Here is a 21,777-nt window from a genome sequence, read left to right as displayed (position 1 = left end):
AGCAGATCGGCGCCGGCAGGGCTTGAAGGCGGGCGGGAAAGGCCGTACGGTCGCGGCCTTACCTTTCTCTACTGCAAGAGCAGTCCCATGAGCGGCGCGTCCGGCAAACAGATCAAGAAAGTGGTGCTCGCCTATTCGGGCGGCCTCGACACCTCGGTCATCCTGAAGTGGCTGCAGGAAACCTATTCCTGCGAGGTGGTGACCTTCACCGCCGACCTCGGCCAGGGCGAGGAGTTGGAGCCCGCCCGCAAGAAGGCCGAGCTTCTGGGCATCAAGCCGGAAAACATCTTCATCGACGATCTGCGCGAAGAGTTCGTGCGCGATTTCGTCTTCCCGATGTTCCGCGCCAACACGCTCTACGAGGGCACCTACCTGCTCGGCACCTCGATCGCCCGGCCGCTGATCGCCAAGCGCCAGATCGAGATCGCCAACATGGTCGGCGCCGATGCCGTCGCCCATGGCGCCACCGGCAAGGGCAACGACCAGGTCCGCTTCGAGCTGGGCTATTACGCCCTGCGCCCGGACATCACGGTCATCGCGCCGTGGCGCGAATGGACCCTGAACAGCCGCACCACGCTGCTGGACTACGCCGAGAAGAACCAGATTCCGATCGCGAAGGACAAGCGCGGCGAGGCCCCCTACTCCACCGACGCCAACCTCCTGCACATCTCGTACGAGGGCAAGGCGCTGGAGGATCCGTGGGTCGAGCCGGACGAGGACATGTACACCCGCTCCGTCGCCCCGGAAAAGGCGCCGGACACCCCGACCTACATCGAGGTCGAGTTCAAGAACGGTGACGCGGTCGCCATCGACGGCAAGGCGCTGTCGCCGGCGGCCCTGCTGACCGAGTTGAACCGCCTGGGCGGCGAGAACGGCATCGGCCGCCTCGATCTGGTCGAGAACCGCTATGTCGGCATGAAGTCGCGCGGCGTCTACGAGACCCCGGGCGGCAGCATTCTGCTGGTGGCGCACCGCGCGATGGAGAGCATCACGCTCGACCGTGGCGCCGGCCACCTGAAGGACGAGCTGATGCCGCGCTACGCCGAGCTGATCTATTGCGGCTACTGGTGGAGCCCGGAGCGTCTGGCCATCCAGGCGTTGATCGACCAGACCCAGTCGCTGGTCAACGGCACCGTCCGTCTGAAGCTGTTCAAGGGCAACGTCACGGTCGTCGGCCGCCAGTCGCCCAACTCGCTGTACCGCATGGACTATGTGACCTTCGAGCAGGACAGCGTCTACAACCAGAAGGATGCGGAAGGCTTCATCAAGCTGAACGCGCTCCGCCTGCGTCTGGGCGCGATGGCCAAGCAGAAGATCGGGTAAGGCCAGAAGATCGACCAATAAGGAACCGCTCCACCGCCCGCCAGCCGGGCGGTGGAGCGCTCCTCCGTTTATTGTGCCGCCAGCATGTCGCGGCGGATTTCCACGGCCCGGTCGGCCGCCTTGCCGACCACCTCCTGAAGCCGTTCGAACTCGGCGCTGTAACTGCCGACGCCGAAGGTCAGCGACCGCAGTTCCACGATCAGATCCTGCATATCGGCCTGGGGCATGCACGCCTTCACCTCGTCCCAGCCGGGCCAGCCCGGCCGCGCATCGAAGCCCAGCAACTGGCCGCGCCGTCCGCTGACCAGACGCTGAACCTTCGGCGTGAAGGCGCTGGGCACCGCGATTGTGACGGTCAGGATCGGCTCCAGCAGCACCGGCTCGCAGGTCGGCAGGGCATCGGCCATCGCCTGCCGCGCCACCGTCTTGAAGGCCATGTCGGAGCTGTCGACGGCATGGAACTGGCCGCCGGTCAGCGCCACCGCGAAATCCACGACCGGAAAGCCCAGCGGCCCGCGCACCGCCGCGTCGCGCACGCCGGCCTCCACCGCCGGAATGTACTGGCGCGGCACGGAGCCGCCGACCACCGCATCCTCGAACTGAATGCCCGATCCGCGCGGCAGCGGCCGGATCTCGACATGGATGTCGGCGAACTGGCCATGGCCGCCGGTCTGGCGCTTGAAGCGGGCATGGTGGCTGGTGCCCCTGCGGATCGTCTCCTTGTAGGGCACCTGCGGCGGCTGGCCCTTCACCGCGACGTTGAAGCGGCTGCGCAGCCGGTCCATCGCCAGCTTCAGATGCACGTCGCCCTGGCCCCACAGCACCAGTTCGCCGGTCTCAGCCGACTGATCGAGCGTCAGGGACGGGTCCTCCTCCCGCAGTTTCTGCAAGGCTGCGGACAGCTTCACCTCGTCATTGCGGTTCTCGGCGCGGAGCGCCAGCCCATGCACCGGCGGGGCGGCGGCCGGCCAGTCGGCGGGCGGGCCGAGATTGGCCTTCTCGGTCAGACGGTCGCTGGTCGCCGCCTTCTCCAGCCGGCCGAGGGCCACGAGATCGCCGGCCACGGCCTGCGGCACCTTGGTCTGGTCGCGGCCGAACTGCTGGAAGATGCCGGACACCCGCTCAGCCCCCAGCGTCATGCCGTCGGTGACGGTGCCGCGCCAGATGCGGGCGAGGCTGAGCTTCCCGGCATGGGACCCCATCATCGTCTTCACCACCTGCGCCGCCACCGCCGCGTCGGCCGGGATGCCGATGCGGGCCGCGGTGGTGGCAACCTCCGGCCCCTCGTGCCGCAGAGCCTTCAGCAGGCGGCGGATGCCGTTGTCGTTCTCCGCCGACCCGAAGAAGACCGGCACGATCAGGTCGTCTGCCAGTTCGTGCGCCAGCGTCTCGTAAAGCTCGGCACTGTCGGGAGCCATGTCCTCCAGCAGCTTTTCCAGCAGGCCGTCGTCGAAATCGGCGGCGGACTCCAGCATCGCCTGCCGCGCCTCCGTCTCCCAGTCGCGGGCGCCGTCGGGCAGGGCGATCAGGTCAGACGGCTTGTGCGGGTTGAAGCGCCAGGCACGCTCGCTGACCAGATCGACCAGCCCGGTGATCTGGCCGTTCTCGCGCAGCGGCACCTCGCGCAGCACCAGCTTGCGGGCCGAGACCTCCTGATAGGCGGCGACGACGTCGCGCACCCTGATATCGCCCAGCGTGTCGATCTTGTTGATGAACAGCAGATGCGGGATGCGGTGATCGTCCAGCACCTTGAACAGCGGGGCCAGCAGCACCGCCTTTTCCGGTGCGGCCTCCGCCACCACGATGGCGATGTCGGCGGCCATCAGCGCCGCCTGTGCCTCCCCCGCCAGTTCCACCGAACCGGGGCAGTCCAGGATCGACCAGCGTTCCCCCAGGTAATCGAAGGAGGCGACGTTCAGCTCGGTGCTCATCGACCGGGCCTTCGCCTCCGGCGAGTTGTCGCCCACGGCATTGCCGTCGCGCACGCTGCCCTTGCGGGTGACGGCCCCGGCGGCGAACAGCAGGCTTTCCAGCAGTGTCGTTTTGCCGGCGAGATAGGGGCCGACCAGCGCCGCGCAGCGCGCCGTCCGGATTTGCGTATGCGGCATTCACACCTCCCGTCGAAGCTTCGGGCTGTCGTGACCGGGGGACGGGGCCAGGGCGGGAAAGGGGCCGCCGGCGCCGGCCGCCGGGGCGGCCCGTTCGCGTGTGGCACTTCAGACTGGCACTTTAAAGAACTGGCACTTCCAGAAGATTGCGTCCGGATCGGGCGACGGGCGGCGGCGGACGGGCGCTGGGAAAACGCATCGGGTCCGGAGCCGGCGGGGCGCCCGCATCGGACTTTCGATGCTCCACCCGAACGGCGCGGCTGTCGATGGAAAAAAGGGGCGGCAAACCGTCACGCGCGGGCTGTGGGAGCGACCGATGCGTCGATAAGCCGCATCGGCGCGCGAATGGCTTGTCCATACCCGCCCAGCCGCTCTCGCCGCACGGCCAATACGTTCAAATGCAAGGCGATACCGCCGGAGAGTGCACCTACCGGCCATTCATTCGCAATATTGCTATGCTGCAATGCGATATGAACGCATGGAAATGCAGCGGACAAACGCATGAAACCTTCTGATAGTAGCCTTTCGGGAAAATGGCCGAACGCGAAGGCGATGACGGCCGGATAAAACATGTCAGGGGCGTCCGGCGTCTGCCGGCCGTCCCGCATTTCTTGGGGAAAAAGCACATGCGCCTGTGGTTTCGTTTGCTGGCGGTCACCCTGATTGCCGTCGGGACTGCCGTTTCCGCCCCGCTGTCCAGCCCGGCCGTCGCCGAGCAGGCCAAGCCGACGCAGGAGGACGCGAAGTCCATCACCCTGAAGGCGGCGGACCTGATCGCCGCCCAGGGCCTGGACGAGGCTGCCAAGGCGTTCAACGCCGACGGTCCGTACAAGCACGGTGAGATCTACGTCAACGTCATCGATTTCGCCGGCGTGTGGAAGGTCTACCCGCCGCGTCCGGCCGGCGTCGGCCAGAGCGTCATCAACGTCAAGGACCCGGACGGCCGCTTCATCGTCCAGGACGTGCTGGCCGTCGCCAAGGACAAGAGCGAGGGCTGGGTCGAGTATCGCTGGCTGAACCCCGCCAGCAACAAGATCGAACCGAAGATCACCTACGTGAAGCGCGTGCCGGGCCAGGAACTGGTCGCGTATGTCGGCATCTACAAGTGACGGCTCCCGCGTAAGGCGGTGATCGGCGGGTAGGGCCGTTGGGGGCGGAACTGTTGGGGGTGAACATGAGCGGCGGTGTCTTTGCGCGTCTGTCCGGCCTGTCTGTGGCAGGCCGTGTGTTCGCAGCCCCCCTGATGGGGATCGTCCTGACGGTGGCGGCGCTGGTGCTGGCCGACCGACAGTCGGAACAGGCCCTGGGCGCCGTGGACGCCATCCACCGCGAGGCGGCGGAGCAGTTGGGCCGTATCGACCGGCTGGTCGCCATCGCCTACGTCATCCACAGCGACGTGTCCCGGCATCTGGCCCTGTCGGGGTCCGGGATCGAAGAGAAGAAGCTCCAGGCCATGCGCGACGCCATCGCCGCCAACCTGGGCAAGGCGCGCGCCGCCATTGCCGATCTGCGGGCCATGCCGCTGATCGAGGCGGAGCGGGCGATGCTGGACGAGGTGTCGGTGCGGATCGGCGCCTATGCCAAGGCGGTGGACGAGATGAACCAGATGGCGGCCATCGACCGCCTGATCGGCATCCCGATGATGGCCCACACCGACGACCAGTTCGCCGCCCTGACCGCAAAGGTGATGGAAACGCAGGCGGCCATCGGCCGCTCCACCGCCGCCTCCACCCAGGCCACCCGCGATGCCGCCGCATCGGCCCGCCGCGACTTCGCCCTGGTGATGGGCGGGCTGCTGCTGGCGATGATGGCGGCCGGGCTGCTGCTCGCCCGCTCCATCACCCGCCCCTTGCAGCGGCTGGCGAGCAACACGGCCGATCTGGCCGCCGGACAGCTCGGCACCGTGGTCGAAGGCGGCTGGATGCGCAACGAGATCGGTGCCATGGCCCGCGCGCTGGAGGTGTTCCAGACCAACGCCCGCGAGGTGGAGCGGCTGACCGCCGACCAGCAGCGCCAGAAGGCGGACGCCGAGGCGGAGAAACGCCGCGCCATCCAGGAGCTGGCCGACCTGTTCGAAGTCCGGGTGGCGGAGGTGGTTCAGCTGGTCGGTTCCGGCGCCCATCAGGTGCGCAGCAACGCCGCCGGCATGCTGGAGCGCGCCAACAGCACCAACCGGCAGGCCGCCACCGTCGCCGCCGCCAGCGCCCAGGCGGGCATCAGCGTCCAGACCGCCGCCGCCGCGACGGAGGAGATGTCGGCCTCCATCGCCGAGATCGGCGATCAGGTTCGCCGGTCCTTCGACATGGTCCGCGGCGCGGTGCGGGCGGTGGAGGAGACCAACGCCCATGTCGTCGGTCTGTCCGACGCCGCCCACCGCATCGGCGAGATCGTCGGCCTGATCAACTCCATCGCCGCCCAGACCAACCTGCTGGCGCTGAATGCGACCATCGAGGCGGCGCGGGCGGGCGAGGCCGGCAAGGGCTTCGCCGTGGTGGCGAGCGAGGTGAAGAACCTCGCCACCCAGACCGCCAAGGCCACGGAGGAGATCGGCGCCCAGATCGCCACTATGCAGGGCGTGACCGGAGCCGCCGTCACCGCGATCAAGGGGGTGGGCGAAACGGTGGTCGGCATCGACGAGATCGTCGGTTCCATCGCCGGGGCCATGGAACAGCAGGCCGCCGCCACCCAGGAGATCACCCGCAACGTGCAGGAGGCCGCCGCCGGCACCGCCGAGGTCTCCCACACCATCGCCACCGTCTCCGCCAGCGCCGGGGAAACCGGCACCGCCGCCGGCGAGGTGCTGCGCGCCGCGGAACTGCTGGACGGCCAGGCGGTGACGCTGAACCGCGAGGTGACAAACTTCATCGGCCGGCTTCGGGCGGGCTGACGGGAGCGGACGAAGAGGACGGCATGGGTCCTGGGGTTCATCGCATGCCCGCGAAGTTTGGTCGCATCGGACTTGAAACGATCCGCCTGCGCCCAAGCTCTTGTCCCGGGGCCGCGGGGGCTGAGGCCGGTTACGGCCGCGCTAGAGCCGGGGTATGATGCAGGACCCAACAACAAGGATCGAAGCATGAAGATCGACATCGGGATCTCGGACGCAGACCGCAAATCCATCGCCGAAGGGCTGAACAAGGTTCTGGCCGACACCTTCGCGCTCTACATCAAGACCCATTCGTTCCACTGGAACGTCACCGGTCCGATGTTCAACACGCTCCACACCATGTTCATGACCCAGTATACGGAGCTGTGGACCGCCCTGGACGAGATCGCCGAGCGTATCCGCGCCCTGGGCTATCCGGCGCCGGGCAGCTTCTCGCAGTTCGCGCAGCTGGCCTCGATCAAGGAAGAGGCGGGCGTTCCCAAAGCGAACGACATGATCCGCCAGCTGGTCGAAGGCCACGAGGCTGCCGCCCGCACCATCCGCGGCGTCTTCCCGCTGGCCGAGCAGGGCAGCGATGAGCCGACGGCCGACCTGCTGACCCAGCGCCTGCAAATCCACGACAAGACCGCCTGGATGCTGCGCAGCATGCTGGAGTAGTCACCGCGCCGGCCGCCTTGCGGTCGGCCGCACAAAGTCAGGGCCTCCCCGTCCGGCAGGATGGGAGGCCCTTTCCATTTTCAGTCCGATCCTTTTCCTTACGCCGCTGACTTGGCGTGCTGGCGGACCGGCAGGTTGGGAATGGTCAGGGTGAAGATTGTGCCGCCGTCGCGCTCGATCTTCAGCGTGGCACCGGCCTGGTGCGACAGCGCCTGCACCAGATTAAGGCCGAGCCCGCTGCTGGCGCCGCCGCGGCTTGGGCGCTTGTGCTGGCTCGGCATGCCGGCAGGCAGCCCGACGCCGTTGTCGCGCACGATCAGCCGCATGCCGTTTTCCTCGTGTTCCAACAGCACGCGCACCGTTCCCGGATGACCATGCGGGAAGGCGTGCAGCAGGGCGTTGGACACCAACTCGCTGGTGGCGATGGCCAGCGGCGTGGCGCGGTCGGCATCGACGATCCAGTCCTGCGCCTCCAGCTCCAACCGGGCGGCCGTCGGATTGTCGGAACGGACCAGCCCGTCGCACATCTGGCGCAGCGCGTCGGCAAAGTTGATGTGCGCCGGCTCGGCCGAACGGTGGAGCAGCTCGTGCAGCAGGCTCATGGTCTGGATGCGGCGCAGGCTCTCGTCGAAGCCGCGCCGCGCCCTCTCGTCGATGCGGGCGGCTTGCAAGCGCAGCAGGCTGCAAATGACCTGAAGGTTGTTCTTCACCCGGTGCTGAACCTCCTTCAGCAGGACCTCCTTGTCGGTCACCGCCGCTTCCAGCTGGGCGTTGGCCCGCTCCAGTTGGGCGGTGCGCTGATGGACATTTTCCTCCAGCGTGTCGTAGGCGTGTTGCAGGGCGTCCTCGGCCTCGCGCTCCTTCCGGGCGCGCTGGATGGCGAGCGCGCCGATCACCGCCACCGTCGCGCAGGCCGCGGCGGCGAAGGCGGCGTAAATCCACAGCCGCTCGCTCCAGCGCCGCAGGACGCTTTCGGTGGTGATGGTCACCGCGGCCGACAGGCCGGTGTCGCCGATCGGACGGGTCACGGTGATGTCGTCGGCGTGGCTGGCAGCTTCATCCCCGGGATTGCCGCCCGTGGTGCCGCCGCCCTCCGGCTCGCGCAGCAGCGGCGTTCCGTCCGCCAGCATGATGGAGATGCTGTGGCCGTAGCCGACGTCGAGCGCGCGGTAGACATCGCGGAAGGCCCGCGCGTCGAGCCCCGCCACCGCCCAGCCGCGCGGCGCGGCACCGGAACCGCTGGCGGCCGTACCGCCCGGCAGAGGCTGCGCCAGGACAACCACCGCGCGCCTGCCCATCCGGCCGCTGCCGATGGTCATGCCATTCGGCTTCAGCGCCGGCATGCCGGCGCCGGGCGCTGCGTCCGGCAGGCTCGACAGCCGCAGGGCGCCCGCGGCATCGCGGATCTCCAGCCCGACCACATGGGGAGCGCTGGCCGCCAGCAAGGCCATGCGGTCGCGGGTCGCCGCATCGTCGGGCAGCGGCGTGCCGGCCTGACCGGCCAAGGTCGCCGTTTGGGTCAGCAGCAGGTCGCCCGACTCGATCAGACGGGCGGCATGCTCCGCCGCCAGCAGCCCGATGTTGCCGGCGACGCCGGTCGCCTGCTGGACCGCCTCGTTGCGGTCGCGCCAGGCGAAGACGGCCGATAGCCCGATGGTCAGCAGAACCGCGGCGGTGCAGGCAATCAGGACCAGCGCCGAACCGGGCAGCCGGTAGAGCGGAGAGGATTGGGAACGCAGCGCGCGCAACGGCATCGTGTCGGAAACCATCTGGAGATACGGCCACTTCATTCTTAGCCGGAAACGGTAACACCGCCCGGCAGGTGACGGTTCCGCCGAAGGCTACCCGTGTTGAAGCGGCAGCGGCCACCACCTATTGTGGGGTGCCGACAAAGTCATCCCGCGTTGGTAAGGACTTGGCAAGACTCCAGCAGGCATGGGGAGGATAGTTTTATGCGGATCGACGGGACGGCCTATCGCACCATCTGGCCGGACGGCGAGGGTGTCGTCGCCATCATCGACCAGACCAGACTGCCGCACGATTTCGCCGTCGTCCGCCTGACCAGCCTGGAGGAGGCCGCCCACGCCATCCGCGCCATGCTGGTGCGCGGCGCCCCGCTGATCGGTGCGGCGGCGGCCCATGGCGTGGCGCTGGCCTTGCGCCGCGACGCCAGTGACCTTGGGCTGGAACAGGCCTGCGCCACCCTGCTGGCAACCCGCCCGACCGCCGTCAACCTGCGCTGGGCGCTGGAGCGCATGCGTGGCCGGGTGGCCCTCCTACCCGAGTCGCAACGCATCGGCGCCGCCGAGGCGGAGGCTGCGGCCATCGCCGACGAGGATGTCGAGATCAACCGCTCAATCGGCCTGCACGGCGCAGCATTGATCCGCGCCGCGGCGGCATGCAAGGCACCGGGGGAGCCGGTCAACGTGCTGACCCACTGCAACGCCGGCTGGCTCGCGACCGTCGATTGGGGAACGGCGCTCGCCCCGGTCTATGCCGCCTTCGAACAGGGCATCCCGCTGCATGTCTGGGTGGACGAGACCCGGCCGCGCAACCAGGGCGCCAGCCTGACCGCCTGGGAACTGAAGCAGCATGGCGTTCCCCACACCGTGATCGCCGACAATGTCGGCGGCCACCTGATGCAGCACGGCAAGGTCGATCTGTGCATCGTCGGCACCGACCGCACCACCGCGACCGGCGACGTCTGCAACAAGATCGGCACCTATCTGAAGGCGTTGGCCGCTCACGACAACGGCGTGCCCTTCTATGTCGGGCTGCCTTCGCCGACCATCGACTGGACCATCGCGGACGGTGTGCGGGAGATTCCCATCGAGGAGCGCGACGGCCGCGAGGTGAGCGAGGTGACCGGCCGCACCGCCGATGGCCGGATCGAGACGGTGCGCGTCACCCCCGACGGCAGCCCGGTGGCGAATTACGCTTTCGACGTCACGCCGGCAAGGCTGGTGACCGGCCTGATCACCGAACGCGGCGTCTGCGCCGCCTCGCGCGAAGGACTGCTGGGGCTGTTTCCGGAGCGGGGGTGAGGGGCGATAGGATCAGGGGCGACGGTTGGATAGAAGCCGCCGCAGCAGCGGCCATCCCAACTGGCGCGGTCTGTCTTCGGCATTCTTGGCATCAAGCCACTGATCGGCCAGTTCACGGACCTGCCAGTCACCGAGAAAACGGTCGCAGTCGATGGCGGTATAGAGTCGAACCCGCTCTTTTCCCAGCCTTTCGAAATAGGCCAGCGCTCTTTGGCGGTCGATGTCTTCCATAGGCCCCAATGAAACGGAGATTGCGGGACGGCCGGTTCTGACCTTTGCCGATCCTCCGGATATTGGGAGCAGCCTACCGCCCATGCAACTGTCCGTTCGTCGTTGTTCCATCCCCCGGAAGGTGAATGGACCGTTCCCATCGGTGGCTGGCTAGCGGTGACCGGGGTCGAAGCAGTCGGTGTCGAGACGGCCGGTGTGCACGACATCGGCGGACAGCGGAATGCCGGCCCGCGCGGCAGCCTGCTCCAGCGAAGCGCGGTCGGACCAGTAGAGCCGGCCACCGATCTCCGCCAGGGCGCCCCGCCGCCGGATCACCCACAGGCCGCTGAACGCCATCTCGACGATCCGCCCCATCGGAGAGTCGGATGGCGAGCGGAGCGGCCGGTTCCTGTCTAAGTCGCTGTCGTCGATTGTCATCTCTAGTCTTCCCAGTGTCGGCCTTTGGGCATTGGGCATCTGCACGCCCGCAGCTGGAGCTGATCTCTGTCTTCCCCAAGGGGTAGTGGATGAGGTCCTAAAGGGTTTCCCAGCCAATTCACAAGAAGTTTTCACTGGAAAATTTCAAACTATTTGCAAATGACCGTACACAATTTATGTGATCTTACCACACCATTTGGTAACCATAATTTAAATGTATTTATTCCTGATGCCGGACACCTGAACTGGCGTACACGCCGTGGCGCATGGTCCATGCCGCACATCCGCCCAACCTTCCGTGCCGCTTGCAATCCAAAAGGAGTGGGGAGCCTCGATCGGATGGGATCGATACCCCTAAATGGTCACAGCAAGGACCAACGCCACTCACCAAACATAAGCTTGACCGCCTGTTCCCGACCTGACGGCCGGGTGGCGGTCGGCTTATCGACGTGCCTGTGTTCGAAGGAAGAGACCGATGAAGACCACCATGCGGACATTCACCACCGGGGCGATGGCGCTGCTGATCGGCGCGCCCCTGCTCGGCGGCTGTTCGAACCTGAACCATCGCGAGAACCGCGCGCTGACCGGCGGCGCCATCGGTGCGGCCGGCGGTGCGGCCATCGGTGCCGTCACCGGCGGCAGCGCCGTCTATGGCGGATTGCTGGGCGGTGCCGCCGGCGCGGCGGTCGGCGCCTTGACGGCGGACGAGGGCAGGCACCGGCGCTGAGCGTCCAGGGGACGCAGGGGGGACGGTCGGTCTATCCGGCCCCTCACCTCCCTACTCCTCCTCGTCGTCCTCGAACTGATCGAGGCTGAGGGAGCGGACCTCGGTGCTCGGGTTCGGGACCGGCGGGGCAACCGGCGGCATGCTGCTCGGACGGGCAACGACCGGGCGGGCGGCGGCGCGGCCGGGCGGCAGATGGGCGTTGGGGCCCTTCAACGGACTGTTCAGCGTGCCGCGCGGGCCGATGCTGGGTTCGTCGCCGAAATCGGGCAGCGGCGGGATGCGGTCCATCACCCGCCGGATCAGGGCGGCGATGCGGTCGGCCTCGCCGCGCAGGGCCTGCCCGCGCTCCCCCTCATAGAGCGGGTCGTCCAGGAATTTGCGGATTTCCAGGACGCCGCGCAGTTCCACCCCGCACATCTCATGGGTGCCGATGGGCAGGGCCTTCACCCGCGCGAAGCTGGCGAAGAAGGCGGCGCTGCCCTCCACGAACTGGACCACCATGCGGGCGTGCAGACGCTCCAGAGCGGTGGTCATGGGGTCGATCAGATCCTCCATCTCCTCCGGCGCCGCGTCCAGCCGCTCCTGGGTCAGGGCGGCCAGCGCGAAGAAGTCGCGCACCCGCCGGCTGAAGCGGCGATAGCGGGCCAGCCCGCCAACCGACACCCGCTCGCGCGCCGTCTGGGCCAGTTCGGCCGACTGCTTCAGCATGGCGTCGAGCCGCATCAGCAGCGTCGCGATCTCGCGCTGCCGCTGGGCCGCGCTGCGGCCGGGCGTGGGCGCCGGCGGAGCGGCCGGGCGGCGGGGAGGGTTCGAACGCATCATGCCGGTACGGGGTGGCTCCTCGACGGTCCATTCACTTTGGCCAACGTTGGGGGGACAACGCTGGGGTGGAGTCAACGCTGGGTTCGGACAGTGACCGACTTTTGCCCGCCCTCGCGCATCACCGTCAACTGCACCGGCGTGCCGACGCGCAGAAGGCCGATGCGGTTGCGGAAATCGGTGGCGCTGCGCACCGGCCGCCCATCGACCGCGATCACCACGTCGCCGCTGCGCAGACCGCCGCTGTCGGCCGGCGATCCGCGCTCGATCTTGGCGATCAGCGCGCCTTCGTCGCCCTTCAGGCTCATGCTTTCCGCAAGGTCGGGCGTCAGGTCCTGGATGGCGACGCCCAGCCGGCCGCGCCGCACCTCGCCATATTCGCGCAGCTGTTCCACCACCGACCGGACGATGCTGACCGGCACCGCGAAGCCGATGCCGACCGAGCCGCCGGCCGGGCCGATGATGGCGGTGTTGATGCCGATCAGCTCTCCCTGGAAATTGACCAGGGCGCCGCCGGAATTGCCTGGGTTGATCGAGGCGTCGGTCTGGATGAAGTCCTCGTAGCCTTCGATCTTCAACCCGCTGCGGCCCATTGCCGAGACGATGCCGGAGGTCACCGTCTGCCCGAGTCCGAACGGGTTGCCGATGGCGACGACGAAGTCGCCGACCTTGGTGCGGTCCGAGTCGCCGATGGACAGCGCGGCCAGCCCGTCGGCCTTGATCTGCAAAAGCGCGATGTCGGTGGCGGCGTCGCGGCCGATCAGCTTGGCGCGCAGGCGGCGGCGGTCCTTCAGGGTGACCGCGATCTCCTGCGCGTTCTCCACCACATGGTTGTTGGTGACGACATAGCCATTGCGGGCATCGATGATCACGCCCGACCCGGCGCTGACCTGCGGCTTGGACTGCGGCATCTGGTCGGGAAGGTTGAAGAAGCGGCGGAAGAACGGGTCGCGCAGCAGCGGGTTTTCCGCCTGGGGCGCCTGGCTCAGCACCGAGATGTTCACCACGGCCGGCGTCACCTGCTCCAGCATCGGGGCGATGGTGCCGCCGCCGACCGCACCCAGCGGCAGCGCCGCTTCGGCCGGCGAGGCGCCGAGGCCGATGGCGGAACCGATCCGGCCCAGCGCCGAGTCGGCCGGTGCCACCAGCGCGCAGCCGGTCAGCGCCGCGATCCCGACCGCCGCCGCAAACATCACCGGACGCACCGCCGTCTTCATGGACTGTTCCTTTCCTGCTGGGAATTTCTAAGGCGAGATGGCCATCGATCGAGCTGATTTGGGATAAAAACGAAGTCTGTTCAAGCCGGTCGGCCGTTTGACGGCCTTCAGAGCCGTGCCGGCCTCCATGGCCGTGCCCTGTCGGCCAAATCCGCAGCATCGATGATAACGTGGTGGCGTCGGAAACTCCCGGTAAAGAAATACGGTGGTATAGGACGACGGTCGGCGCGGCCCCGGAGATGCCGGGAAAGCGCGGCTGTCGAGGAACGGGTTGAGCGCTATGAGCGGCGGGTCACTGCTCGAACTGACCGAGCAAGAGTATCTGCAGATGGAAGAGGCCCTGTCGCAGACCGCACGGGGGCGGGCCTTCCTGCGCATGCGCGACCGGCGCAGCCGCGTCGTCGCCTCCGACGAGTTCCACCGGCTGGTGGACAAGCTGGGCACCCAGGTCGACCGGCTGAGCGGCACCTCGCCCAGCGCCTTCACCGCCTTCGCCCCCGGCGAGGATCCGCGCATCCAGCAGGAACTGACCGCCATCACCCAGGTGGTGCGCGAGGCGCGCAGCGACATCGCGGCCCTGAAGGCGACCGACACCGGGTCCAACCGGATCGAGGCCGCGACCGGCGAGTTGGACGAGATCGTCGCCGCCACCGAACGCGCCACCACCGACATCCTGAACGCGACGGAGAAGATTCAGGAAATCACCATGTCGATTCCACGCGACGACGACGATCTGGCCGAACGGATCGACGCGATCGAGGCATGGTGCATCGAGATCATGACCGCCTGTTCCTTCCAGGACATCACCGGCCAGCGCACCACCAAGGTCGTCAACACGCTGCGCTACATCGAAGAGCGCGTGAACACGATGATCGAGATCTGGGGCGTCGAGCGGCTGGCCGTCGCCCCCCAGCAGCATGCCTCGGGCGAGGTGTCCTCGCACCGCAAGCTGGGCGACACCCGGCCGGACGCGCATCTGCTGAACGGACCGCAGCTGGGCGGGCCGGAGGTCAGCCAGGACGCCATCGACGCGCTGTTCGACAGCGTGCCGGGGATTGCGGAGCGGGCCGAGCCGCTGCCGGCCGATGTGGAGCCCTCCCCACCCCCGCCGCCTCCCCCGCCTCCTGTCGCGAAGCTGGCTCCGCCGCCCCCTCCGCCGCCTGCCGATCCCGGCGGCGGCGATGGCGGCAGCCAGATCTCGCAGGCCGACATCGACGCCCTGTTCGCGTGACCGGCCATGGCGCAAGACGGCAAATCCCGCATCCGCCTGACCCAGGACCAGCTCGACCGTGTGTGCGAGCGTCATGTCCGATTCGCCGAAGGGCGTCCGAACGGCGCCCGCGCAAATCTGCCCTTCTTCGACCTGTCCGGCCTGTCGCTGGCCGGACGTAACCTGACCGGCGCCCATCTGGCCGGCGCCATCCTGCGCGACGCCGACCTGCGCGGCACCGTGCTGGACCATGCCGACCTGTATGGCGCCGACCTGCGCGGTGCCGACCTGTCGGAGGCGCGGCTGTTCCGCACCGACATGCGCGGCGCCAACGTGCGCGGCGCCAAGCTGGACGGCGCCACCATGGTGGAGGTCGACCTGCGCGACGGCAGCATGGTCAACCGCAACAGCGCCGGCGAACTGAAGGTGGTGGGCTTCGACCCCGGTCCCGCCGACATGGCATCGGCCCGCCTGACCAACGCCGACATGGCGCGGGCCAAGCTGTCGGGCAGCTTCGCCCAGGCGGCTGACTTCACCAACACCCGGCTGTCCGGCGCCCGGCTGGACCGCACCGACCTGCGCGGGGCCAACTTCTCCGGTGCCGATCTGCGCGGGGCCGACCTCAACGGCTCCGACCTGCGCGGCGCCATCCTGGAGGGGGCGAGCCTGGACGCCGAAGGTCTGGAACAGGCGATCCGCACCGACGAGCAGGCCGCTGCTGCCCGGCAGGCGCCGCTCCAGCCCCCGGCGACGGAGCCGGAACCGGATGAATCGGTCGCAGACGAACTGCCGGCCCTGCCGGTGGACCAGCTGGACAGCATGCTGCGCCAGCACATGATCTGGCTGGGCACCAGCGGCAAGCAGGGCTGTCAGCTCGACCTGACCGGGCTGAACCTGGAAGGGGCGGATCTGACGGGCAAGATCCTGACGCTGGCCAAGGGCAGCGGCGCCCGGCTGCGCCACGCCCGGCTGAACGGCGCCCAACTCCAGGCCGCCCAATTCGACGGTGCCGACCTGCGGTCCGCCGATCTCAGCCGCGCCGACCTGCGCGGGGTGAAGCTGGACCGCGCCATCCTGATCGACAGCCGGCTGGACGGCGCCAACCTGGGCATGCTGCTGGTCAGCGCCGGGGCCAAGGTGATGCGCGCATCGCTGGTGCGGGCACGGCTGGCCGGTGCCTCGCTGGCCCAGACCAACCTGAAGGGCAGCGACCTGACCCTGGCCGACCTGACCGGCTGCGACCGCTCGTCGGCGGTGCTGGAAGGCGCCATCCTGGAAGGAACGCGGCTGAGCGGAACCTGAGCCGGTGCCCGGGTTTTCTTTCGCGAAGCCGTTGATTGCTTTCAAATTTCCGTCACGATCCATGCCGGAGATTGCCGCCGGGCGCCCTGGAAGGAACAGGTTCTTTGGTGGCAAAACACCTTCCACCGTTCGGAAAAACGATTGTGTCGTAACGGCTTAGCACCGCGGGTGGGGCTTGACGCCTTATTCGCCCGGTGGCACGCTGCTGTCCAAGCGCGGCGCAATCCGACCTAATGTGCCCGCATCGAATGGGGGAACGTCAACGGTCATGACCAAGTCGGAACTGATCCAACGGCTGGCAGAGCGAAACCCGCACCTGTACCAGCGCGACATCGAAAAGATCGTCGGCACCATCTTCGACGAGATCACCGAGGCGCTGGCGCGGGGCGACCGGGTGGAGCTGCGCGGCTTCGGCGCCTTCTCCATCAAGAAGCGGGACGCGCGCACGGGTCGCAACCCCCGGACCGGGGAATCGGTTGACGTCGGCGAGAAATGCATTCCTTTCTTCAAGACCGGCAAGCAGCTTCGCGAGCGTCTGAACACGGAGTGAGCGCCGGTCCGGCCATGTCTCAGCGCCGTATTCCGGCCGTATCACTCTCAAGGAACCTTAGCCTTGCGCCATCTTTCCTGGATCGTCACCATTCCCGTGGCCCTCGTCGCGATCCTGTTCGCGATCTCCAACCGCGGTATCGTGACCCTGTCGCTGTGGCCGCTGCCCTTCACGCTCGAAACGCCGGTGTATCTGGCCACGCTGATCGCGCTGGTGGTGGGCTTCGTGGCCGGCGGCTTCATTGTCTGGAACAGCCAGCGCCGCCATCGCCGCCGCGCCCGCCGCGAGGGCAACCGCGTGCTGTATCTGGAGCGTGAGCTGAAGGAGGCGCAGGCCCGCGCCGCCGCCGCCGAGAAGCGTCTGGCCGAAAGCACCCGTCCGGTTTCCGGCCCGGTTTCGGGCACGCTGCCAGGCTCCACCCTGCCGGTAGCGGCCGCCCAGGGCAGCGCGCCGACCGTTCACTGAGCATCATCGGGGCCAGGGCCGTTGGGCCAGGGCGATAGGTTAGCCTTAGCAGTTCAGGTGTTCCGCTCTCTTCCATCGGGGCGGAACGCCATGCCGGCCGGCGGGAGGGGGTTCCATGCGCACCGTCAGCGGCGCCGAGCTTCGATCCGTTCTGCACCACCGCATGCTCGTCGAACGCTTGCGGCAGACCTTTCGCGCCGGCGTGGAAACCCCGCCGGCCCACCGCCATCGGGTCGAGACCTATGGCGCCAATGACGCCGCACTGCTGCTTGCCCCCGCTTGGCAGGTCAATCAGGCGATCGGGCTGCGCATCGACACCGTCTTTCCCGACAATGCCGGCAGCGACCTGCCGCGGACCCAGGGCGTCTATCTGCTGGTCGACGGCAAGACCGGTGTGCCCCAGGTTCTGATGGACTCCTCCGCCACGCTCGGCCGGCGCAGCGGTGCCGCATCCTCCGCACTCGCCGCCTCCTATCTGGCGCGGCCGGATGCCGACCGGATGCTGGTGGTCGGCACCGGTCCGCTGGCCCTTGAGCTGGTGGAGGCGCACACCGCGGTGAGGCCGCTGCGCCATGTGCTGGTCTGGGGACGCGATCCCCAGAAGGCCCGCAAGCTTGCCGCCCGTTTCCACCGGCCGAAATTCCGCATCGAGGCGACCGCCGACCTCGAAGGGGCGGTGCGTGGCGCCGACATCGTCGTCTGCGCCACCGCATCGCACAGCCCGCTGATCCATGGCGACTGGCTGCAGCCGGGCCAGCATCTGGACCTGCTGGGCGGCGTGACGCCGGAGATGCGGGAGGTCGATGACGAGTGCATCCGCCGCGCGCGCGTCTTCGTCGATTGCCGCGACCGCACGCCGGCCGAGGCCGGCGACATCGCGCAGCCGGTGGCCTCCGGCGTGCTGACCGCCGACGACATCGCCGGCGACCTGTTCGAACTTGGCCGCGGCGAACGTGCCGGCCGGCGTTTCTACGATCAGATCACCCTGTTCAAGTCGGTGGGCACCGCCCTGGCCGACCTGTGCGCCGCCCGGCTGGCGACCGAGATGGTGCTGCACAACGATTCGATCCGTTGAAGCCGTTCGATCTTTGAATCGCTTCGGCCTTTGAATCGCTTTGGCCGCCGGGCCGGTCTTGTCGGAACCAAGCGTAACCTTGAGTCTACGAAAGATAAGGTTACTGACAGCTGACCCTGCGCTACTATTCCACGATTCTGACCACCCGCCCGACAACCTGTATGGCGATCCACATCGAAGGGAAAGGAACGGCCGATTGAATGGCCCCGCCCTCCCCCCGCTTTTCGACGAGTCCACCGGTTCCGAACGCATTGCTGCGGACGGCGCGCTGCCTTTCCGCAAGCCGAGGCTGGAGGCCGCCATCGGCTGGCTGGCCGCCTGCGGCTTCCTGTTCCTCGCCGTGGTCACCGTGGTCGTCGGGGTGCAGTCGCGCGAACGGGCTATCGATGGGGCGCAGGAACGCGCACGGGCGGCCGTTCGTGTCCTGGCTGAACATGCCGCCCGCCTGTTCGATGCCGCCGACCTGCTGGTGGAATACGCCGCCCAGGAAAGCGCCGGCCGGCCCTGGACCGAGGTCGCGGGGTCGCGCGCCCTGTGGGAGAAGCTGAACGCCCAGCGTGCCCGGCTGCCCTTCCTGGACGCCATCTGGCTGAACGATGCGACGGGACTGCTGCGGCTGACGACGGCAGCCTTCCCGGCTCCCTATTCCGATGCGTCCGACCGCGAGATCTTCCTGTTCCATCAGCGCAACGCGCAGCAGGGCCGCCTGGTCGACCAGCCCCATGTCGGCCCCCGCATCATCGGCCGGGTGACCAACAAGGCCACCTTCCTGCTCAGCCGCCGGCTGTCCGAACCGGATGGCGGCTTCCGCGGCATCGCCTCGGTCACCATCGATCCGTCCTACCTGTCCGGCTTCTACAAGGAGTTGGACCTCCCGCACGAGCCGGTGACCATCCTGGTGCGGGCCGGCAGCCTCGACGTGCTGGTGCGCGAGCCCGACAGCTCCGCCGGGCCCACCCCACTGTCCGACACCGCCCGCCGGGCAATCGAGGTCGAGCCGGACGGCGGCGTCGCCCGCGACGCCGCCACCATCGTTGCCCACCGCCGGGTCGACAGCTGGCCCGTCCATGTGGTCGTCCGGCTGGATCTGGCACCGATTCTGGCGTCCTGGCAGCGGTTGATCGCCCCCTATGCCGGGTTGGCGGCGGCGGCGGCCATGGCGCTGGCCGCCCTGTCGGTCTTCGGCTTCCGGCAGGCCGGTGCCGCCCGGCAGGTTCAGCGCGAGCTGGAGCGGCGGGTGCGCGACCGCACCGCCTCGCTGGAGCGGACCATCGGTGAGCGCGACGCGGTGCTGGCGCAGAAGGATTTGCTGATGCGCGAGGCCAACCACCGCATCAAGAACAGCCTGCAGGTGGTCTCCAGCCTGCTGAGCCTTCAGGGGCAGGCGGTCGGCGATGCACAACTGAGCGAGCATCTGCTGGAAGCCGGACGCCGCGTCCAGGCCATCGCCGACATCCACCGTCTGCTCTACCGCGTGGACGACGTCCATTTCATCCCCTTCCACGACTATCTGACCGAGCTGTGCCGGGATCTGGAACGCTCCGCCCGCTCCGAAGGCGGCAACTGGCGGCTGGAGCTGGTGGTGGAACCGGTGGAGGTGCCGACCGACCATGCGGTGCAGCTGGGCCTGCTTGCCAACGAACTGGTGATGAACGCCATCAAGCACGCCTACCGGCCGCTTGCCTCCACCATGGTCGGCGTGGCAGCGGGATCGCAGGCCGGCGCTCCTGACCGAGCCCCGGAAGACACGAACGTCATCGTCGTCGGGCTGCGGCGGGACGGTGAGACCTTGCAGATGATCGTCGGCGACCGCGGTGTCGGCCTGCCGCCCGATTTCGACTGGCGCCGCAGCCGCAGCCTGGGCATGCGGCTGATCCACACCCTGTCCAAACAGCTGGACGCCATCCTGTCGATTGAGAACACCGATCCCGGCGTGCGCTTCACGATCAGCCTGCCGCACAGCCTCATCGTTGGCGGCAGCCCGGAATAGGCTGTCCTACCGAGGAAGAGTCCGAACTTCGCAACTTCCGAACCAACACCCGTCATACGGGAGTATAATAACGTCTCATTCTCGTATTTTGCTTGCGCTGGCGAGGTTTCCTTCGGAGGATCGTTGTCGCGGCGCTGGCCGCGGGCAGTCCGACCGCAAACGGTCCTGACGGATCCATGTTTGCGCTAACGGCCTCCCGCAAGCCGGACCGGACCATCCGCCAACGGTTTGCCAGGGACGATGACTGTGACCGTCTCCGCCTCTTCCATGGACGCCGCCCCCCGCCTGCGGGCGCCGTCCAACCGGCTTCTGCTCGGCGCCGGCTTCATGCTGCTGTCGGCACTGCTGTTCGGAATCGGCAACACGGCGGTGCGGTGGGCCTCGACGGTGATGGACCCGCTGGAGGTCGTGTTCTTCCGCAACCTGTTCAGCCTGCTGTGGATGCTGCCCTGGGCGCTGACGGCCGGCGCGCCGGCCTGCCGGGCGGTGCTGGCGGAGCGGCGGCTCGGACCCTATGTGATGCGGGCGCTGACCACGCTCTGCGCCATGAGCGCTTGGTTCTACGCCATCTCCCAAATCCCGCTGCCCACCGCGACGGCGGTCAGCTTCGCCATCCCGCTGTTCGTGGCAGCGGGAGCGGCAGTGCTTCTGGGCGAGCGGGTGCGGCCACGGCGCTGGGCCGCGGTCTGCGCCGGCCTGATCGGCGTGATCATCGTGCTGAGGCCGGGAGCGGCGCCGATCGATCTGGCCTTTCTGGCTCTGTTCGTCCATTGCGTCGCCGCGGCCGGCACCGTCCTGCAGATGCGGCTGCTCAGCCGGAAGGACAGCTCTCCGGTGATCGTCACCTTCCTCGGCCTGCTGGTCACCCCGATGGCCCTGGTGCCGGCGCTGTTCGTCTGGACCTGGCCGAGCTTGGGCACGCTGGGCTGGCTGGCTCTGCTGGGCGGCATCCTGACAATGGGGCAGTTGGCGATGACGAAGGCGCTGTCGCTGGCCGAATCCTCGGCGATGATGCCCTATGATTATGCCCGGCTGCCCTTCACCGCCATCGTCGCCTGGATCGTCTTCGGCCAGACCATGGACCTGTGGGGCTGGGTTGGTGCCCTGGTGATCGCCGGCTCCGCCCTCTACACCATGCACCGCGACGCGGCAGACGGCCGCAAGATGGCGCGGTCGAAGCCTGACTAAAGTGTGATCGTTTCAAGCGGAATCGCTTGAAGCGTGAATCACGCGGAAAACCAAAAAGTTAGAGTTTGTCTGGAGCTTCAATAAGCACCAGACAGACTCTAACCGGCGCTTTGCGTCTCTCCGCCCTTTTCGGCGCGCAGGACCTCCTTCGCCCGCAGCCAATGGCCCGGGGTCAGGTTGGTGCGCACGGTCTGCACGGCGGCTGCCAGCACCGCAGCGTCATCGGTGAAACCGGCGATCAACAGCCAGTCCGGCACCGCATCCACCGGCAGCACGAAATAGGCCAGCGCCGCCAGCAGGATCGCCTTGGCCCGGTACGGGGTCGCCGGATCGGTCGCGCAGAAATAGGCGGCCAGCAGCTCCTCCAGGAAGGGTACGCGATGCAGGTTGGCCCGCAGCTTCTGCCAGAAGCGGCGGCGGACCAGCCGTTCGTCCCGCTCGACCCGGTCGGGATCGGAAACCGTCAGCGCGGTGCCGGTGCCCAGAGAGCGGCCAAGGGAGGGAGAGACGGACGATACGGTCATGGACGCGAGAATCCCTTTTGGAATTGGCCCGTTCGCAGATGGCAGA

21 protein-coding genes are annotated in these 21,777 nt (G+C 68.0%); 13 read left to right on the top strand and 8 right to left on the bottom strand.

Annotated features, from left to right (window positions below; all coding sequences use genetic code 11):
• Positions 1-87 precede the first annotated feature (87 nt).
• Complete coding sequence (locus ABNQ40_RS17760; protein WP_098738883.1) at positions 88-1,323, top strand: argininosuccinate synthase; 1,236 nt, start codon at positions 88-90, stop codon at positions 1,321-1,323.
• Between the two features lie 68 nt (positions 1,324-1,391).
• On the opposite strand, the gene ABNQ40_RS17755 is transcribed toward ABNQ40_RS17760, so the two are convergent.
• Both ABNQ40_RS17755 and ABNQ40_RS17750 read right to left on the bottom strand, forming a co-directional pair.
• A complete protein-coding gene (locus tag ABNQ40_RS17755; RefSeq protein WP_109051889.1) occupies positions 1,392-3,431 on the bottom strand; it encodes an elongation factor G in 2,040 nt (679 codons plus the stop codon).
• Positions 3,432-3,721: 290 nt separating this feature from the next.
• Complete coding sequence (locus ABNQ40_RS17750) at positions 3,722-4,003, bottom strand: hypothetical protein (protein WP_146255527.1); 282 nt, start codon at positions 4,001-4,003, stop codon at positions 3,722-3,724.
• 54 nt (positions 4,004-4,057) lie between these two features.
• Between ABNQ40_RS17750 and ABNQ40_RS17745 the strand changes: the two genes are divergently transcribed.
• The 3 genes from ABNQ40_RS17745 to ABNQ40_RS17735 all read left to right on the top strand — a co-directional run bounded on the left by ABNQ40_RS17745 (position 4,058) and on the right by ABNQ40_RS17735 (position 6,972).
• The gene (locus ABNQ40_RS17745) at positions 4,058-4,540 is read left to right on the top strand and encodes a cache domain-containing protein (RefSeq protein ID WP_109051888.1); all 483 of its coding nucleotides are present in this window, start codon (positions 4,058-4,060) and stop codon (positions 4,538-4,540) included.
• Between the two features lie 65 nt (positions 4,541-4,605).
• Complete coding sequence (locus ABNQ40_RS17740; RefSeq protein WP_109051887.1) at positions 4,606-6,318, top strand: methyl-accepting chemotaxis protein; 1,713 nt, start codon at positions 4,606-4,608, stop codon at positions 6,316-6,318.
• 186 nt (positions 6,319-6,504) lie between these two features.
• A complete protein-coding gene (locus ABNQ40_RS17735; RefSeq protein ID WP_098738879.1) occupies positions 6,505-6,972 on the top strand; it encodes a Dps family protein in 468 nt (155 codons plus the stop codon).
• 98 nt (positions 6,973-7,070) lie between these two features.
• Here the strand turns inward: ABNQ40_RS17735 and ABNQ40_RS17730 are convergent, their stop codons facing one another.
• Positions 7,071-8,741, bottom strand: coding sequence for a sensor histidine kinase (locus ABNQ40_RS17730; RefSeq protein WP_109051886.1), 1,671 nt, complete (start codon positions 8,739-8,741; stop codon positions 7,071-7,073).
• A 183-nt stretch (positions 8,742-8,924) separates the two neighbouring features.
• On the opposite strand from ABNQ40_RS17730, the gene mtnA reads away from it, so the two are divergent.
• Entirely contained in the window at positions 8,925-10,016 is a 1,092-nt protein-coding gene (mtnA, locus tag ABNQ40_RS17725) for an S-methyl-5-thioribose-1-phosphate isomerase (protein WP_109051885.1), read from the top strand.
• A gap of 12 nt (positions 10,017-10,028) precedes the next feature.
• Here mtnA and ABNQ40_RS17720 read toward each other — a convergent pair whose 3' ends face one another.
• Positions 10,029-10,247 (bottom strand): hypothetical protein, encoded by a 219-nt coding sequence (locus ABNQ40_RS17720; RefSeq protein ID WP_109051884.1) that lies wholly within the window; start codon positions 10,245-10,247, stop codon positions 10,029-10,031.
• Positions 10,248-10,397: 150 nt separating this feature from the next.
• Positions 10,398-10,664: a hypothetical protein gene (locus ABNQ40_RS17715; protein WP_146255526.1), complete on the bottom strand. Its 267-nt coding sequence runs from the start codon at positions 10,662-10,664 to the stop codon at positions 10,398-10,400.
• Between the two features lie 475 nt (positions 10,665-11,139).
• On the opposite strand from ABNQ40_RS17715, the gene ABNQ40_RS17710 reads away from it, so the two are divergent.
• On the top strand, positions 11,140-11,391 hold the full coding sequence (locus ABNQ40_RS17710) for a hypothetical protein (protein ID WP_109051882.1): 252 nt from the start codon (positions 11,140-11,142) through the stop codon (positions 11,389-11,391).
• Positions 11,392-11,442: 51 nt separating this feature from the next.
• On the opposite strand, the gene ABNQ40_RS17705 is transcribed toward ABNQ40_RS17710, so the two are convergent.
• The gene (locus tag ABNQ40_RS17705) at positions 11,443-12,213 is read right to left on the bottom strand and encodes a hypothetical protein (RefSeq protein ID WP_109051881.1); all 771 of its coding nucleotides are present in this window, start codon (positions 12,211-12,213) and stop codon (positions 11,443-11,445) included.
• A 71-nt stretch (positions 12,214-12,284) separates the two neighbouring features.
• Positions 12,285-13,427, bottom strand: a complete 1,143-nt coding sequence (locus ABNQ40_RS17700) for a Do family serine endopeptidase (RefSeq protein WP_109051880.1) — start codon at positions 13,425-13,427, stop codon at positions 12,285-12,287.
• Between the two features lie 280 nt (positions 13,428-13,707).
• On the opposite strand from ABNQ40_RS17700, the gene ABNQ40_RS17695 reads away from it, so the two are divergent.
• From ABNQ40_RS17695 to ABNQ40_RS17665, 7 genes are all read left to right on the top strand, one after another.
• On the top strand, positions 13,708-14,658 hold the full coding sequence (locus tag ABNQ40_RS17695; protein ID WP_109051879.1) for a hypothetical protein: 951 nt from the start codon (positions 13,708-13,710) through the stop codon (positions 14,656-14,658).
• A gap of 6 nt (positions 14,659-14,664) precedes the next feature.
• Complete coding sequence (locus ABNQ40_RS17690) at positions 14,665-15,939, top strand: pentapeptide repeat-containing protein (protein ID WP_109051878.1); 1,275 nt, start codon at positions 14,665-14,667, stop codon at positions 15,937-15,939.
• A gap of 268 nt (positions 15,940-16,207) precedes the next feature.
• Positions 16,208-16,489 carry an integration host factor subunit beta gene (ihfB, locus tag ABNQ40_RS17685; RefSeq protein ID WP_085090428.1) on the top strand — a complete coding sequence of 94 codons (282 nt, stop codon included), beginning with the start codon at positions 16,208-16,210 and terminating at the stop codon, positions 16,487-16,489.
• Between the two features lie 63 nt (positions 16,490-16,552).
• Entirely contained in the window at positions 16,553-16,954 is a 402-nt protein-coding gene (locus ABNQ40_RS17680) for a lipopolysaccharide assembly protein LapA domain-containing protein (RefSeq protein ID WP_098738869.1), read from the top strand.
• A gap of 115 nt (positions 16,955-17,069) precedes the next feature.
• Complete coding sequence (locus tag ABNQ40_RS17675; RefSeq protein ID WP_109051877.1) at positions 17,070-18,029, top strand: ornithine cyclodeaminase family protein; 960 nt, start codon at positions 17,070-17,072, stop codon at positions 18,027-18,029.
• Positions 18,030-18,225: 196 nt separating this feature from the next.
• Positions 18,226-20,019 carry a sensor histidine kinase gene (locus ABNQ40_RS17670; RefSeq protein WP_109051876.1) on the top strand — a complete coding sequence of 598 codons (1,794 nt, stop codon included), beginning with the start codon at positions 18,226-18,228 and terminating at the stop codon, positions 20,017-20,019.
• Between the two features lie 240 nt (positions 20,020-20,259).
• The gene (locus ABNQ40_RS17665) at positions 20,260-21,207 is read left to right on the top strand and encodes a DMT family transporter (RefSeq protein WP_247880060.1); all 948 of its coding nucleotides are present in this window, start codon (positions 20,260-20,262) and stop codon (positions 21,205-21,207) included.
• Positions 21,208-21,305: 98 nt separating this feature from the next.
• Here ABNQ40_RS17665 and ABNQ40_RS17660 read toward each other — a convergent pair whose 3' ends face one another.
• The gene (locus ABNQ40_RS17660) at positions 21,306-21,731 is read right to left on the bottom strand and encodes a YkvA family protein (RefSeq protein WP_109051874.1); all 426 of its coding nucleotides are present in this window, start codon (positions 21,729-21,731) and stop codon (positions 21,306-21,308) included.
• Between the last annotated feature and the right edge of the window lie 46 nt (positions 21,732-21,777).

The organism is Azospirillum sp. A23 (assembly GCF_042938965.1).
GTDB lineage: Bacteria > Pseudomonadota > Alphaproteobacteria > Azospirillales > Azospirillaceae > Azospirillum > Azospirillum melinis.
This window is presented reverse-complemented; position numbering and strand designations above follow the sequence as displayed.

Bases quoted from the DNA above. Each gene is read 5' to 3' on its own strand.
- ABNQ40_RS17750 (WP_146255527.1), bottom strand. From the start codon at position 4,003: ATGTTTTATCCGGCCGTCATCGCCTTCGCGTTCGGCCATTTTCCCGAA.
- ABNQ40_RS17740 (WP_109051887.1), top strand. From the start codon at position 4,606: ATGAGCGGCGGTGTCTTTGCGCGTCTGTCCGGCCTGTCTGTGGCAGGC.
- ABNQ40_RS17730 (WP_109051886.1), bottom strand. From the start codon at position 8,741: ATGGTTTCCGACACGATGCCGTTGCGCGCGCTGCGTTCCCAATCCTCT.
- ABNQ40_RS17720 (WP_109051884.1), bottom strand. From the start codon at position 10,247: ATGGAAGACATCGACCGCCAAAGAGCGCTGGCCTATTTCGAAAGGCTG.
- ABNQ40_RS17755 (WP_109051889.1), bottom strand. From the start codon at position 3,431: ATGCCGCATACGCAAATCCGGACGGCGCGCTGCGCGGCGCTGGTCGGC.
- ABNQ40_RS17695 (WP_109051879.1), top strand. From the start codon at position 13,708: ATGAGCGGCGGGTCACTGCTCGAACTGACCGAGCAAGAGTATCTGCAG.
- ABNQ40_RS17660 (WP_109051874.1), bottom strand. From the start codon at position 21,731: ATGACCGTATCGTCCGTCTCTCCCTCCCTTGGCCGCTCTCTGGGCACC.
- ABNQ40_RS17735 (WP_098738879.1), top strand. From the start codon at position 6,505: ATGAAGATCGACATCGGGATCTCGGACGCAGACCGCAAATCCATCGCC.
- mtnA (WP_109051885.1), top strand. From the start codon at position 8,925: ATGCGGATCGACGGGACGGCCTATCGCACCATCTGGCCGGACGGCGAG.
- ihfB (WP_085090428.1), top strand. From the start codon at position 16,208: ATGACCAAGTCGGAACTGATCCAACGGCTGGCAGAGCGAAACCCGCAC.
- ABNQ40_RS17665 (WP_247880060.1), top strand. From the start codon at position 20,260: ATGACTGTGACCGTCTCCGCCTCTTCCATGGACGCCGCCCCCCGCCTG.
- ABNQ40_RS17715 (WP_146255526.1), bottom strand. From the start codon at position 10,664: ATGACAATCGACGACAGCGACTTAGACAGGAACCGGCCGCTCCGCTCG.
- ABNQ40_RS17675 (WP_109051877.1), top strand. From the start codon at position 17,070: ATGCGCACCGTCAGCGGCGCCGAGCTTCGATCCGTTCTGCACCACCGC.
- ABNQ40_RS17690 (WP_109051878.1), top strand. From the start codon at position 14,665: ATGGCGCAAGACGGCAAATCCCGCATCCGCCTGACCCAGGACCAGCTC.
- ABNQ40_RS17710 (WP_109051882.1), top strand. From the start codon at position 11,140: ATGAAGACCACCATGCGGACATTCACCACCGGGGCGATGGCGCTGCTG.
- ABNQ40_RS17745 (WP_109051888.1), top strand. From the start codon at position 4,058: ATGCGCCTGTGGTTTCGTTTGCTGGCGGTCACCCTGATTGCCGTCGGG.
- ABNQ40_RS17705 (WP_109051881.1), bottom strand. From the start codon at position 12,213: ATGATGCGTTCGAACCCTCCCCGCCGCCCGGCCGCTCCGCCGGCGCCC.
- ABNQ40_RS17760 (WP_098738883.1), top strand. From the start codon at position 88: ATGAGCGGCGCGTCCGGCAAACAGATCAAGAAAGTGGTGCTCGCCTAT.
- ABNQ40_RS17700 (WP_109051880.1), bottom strand. From the start codon at position 13,427: ATGAAGACGGCGGTGCGTCCGGTGATGTTTGCGGCGGCGGTCGGGATC.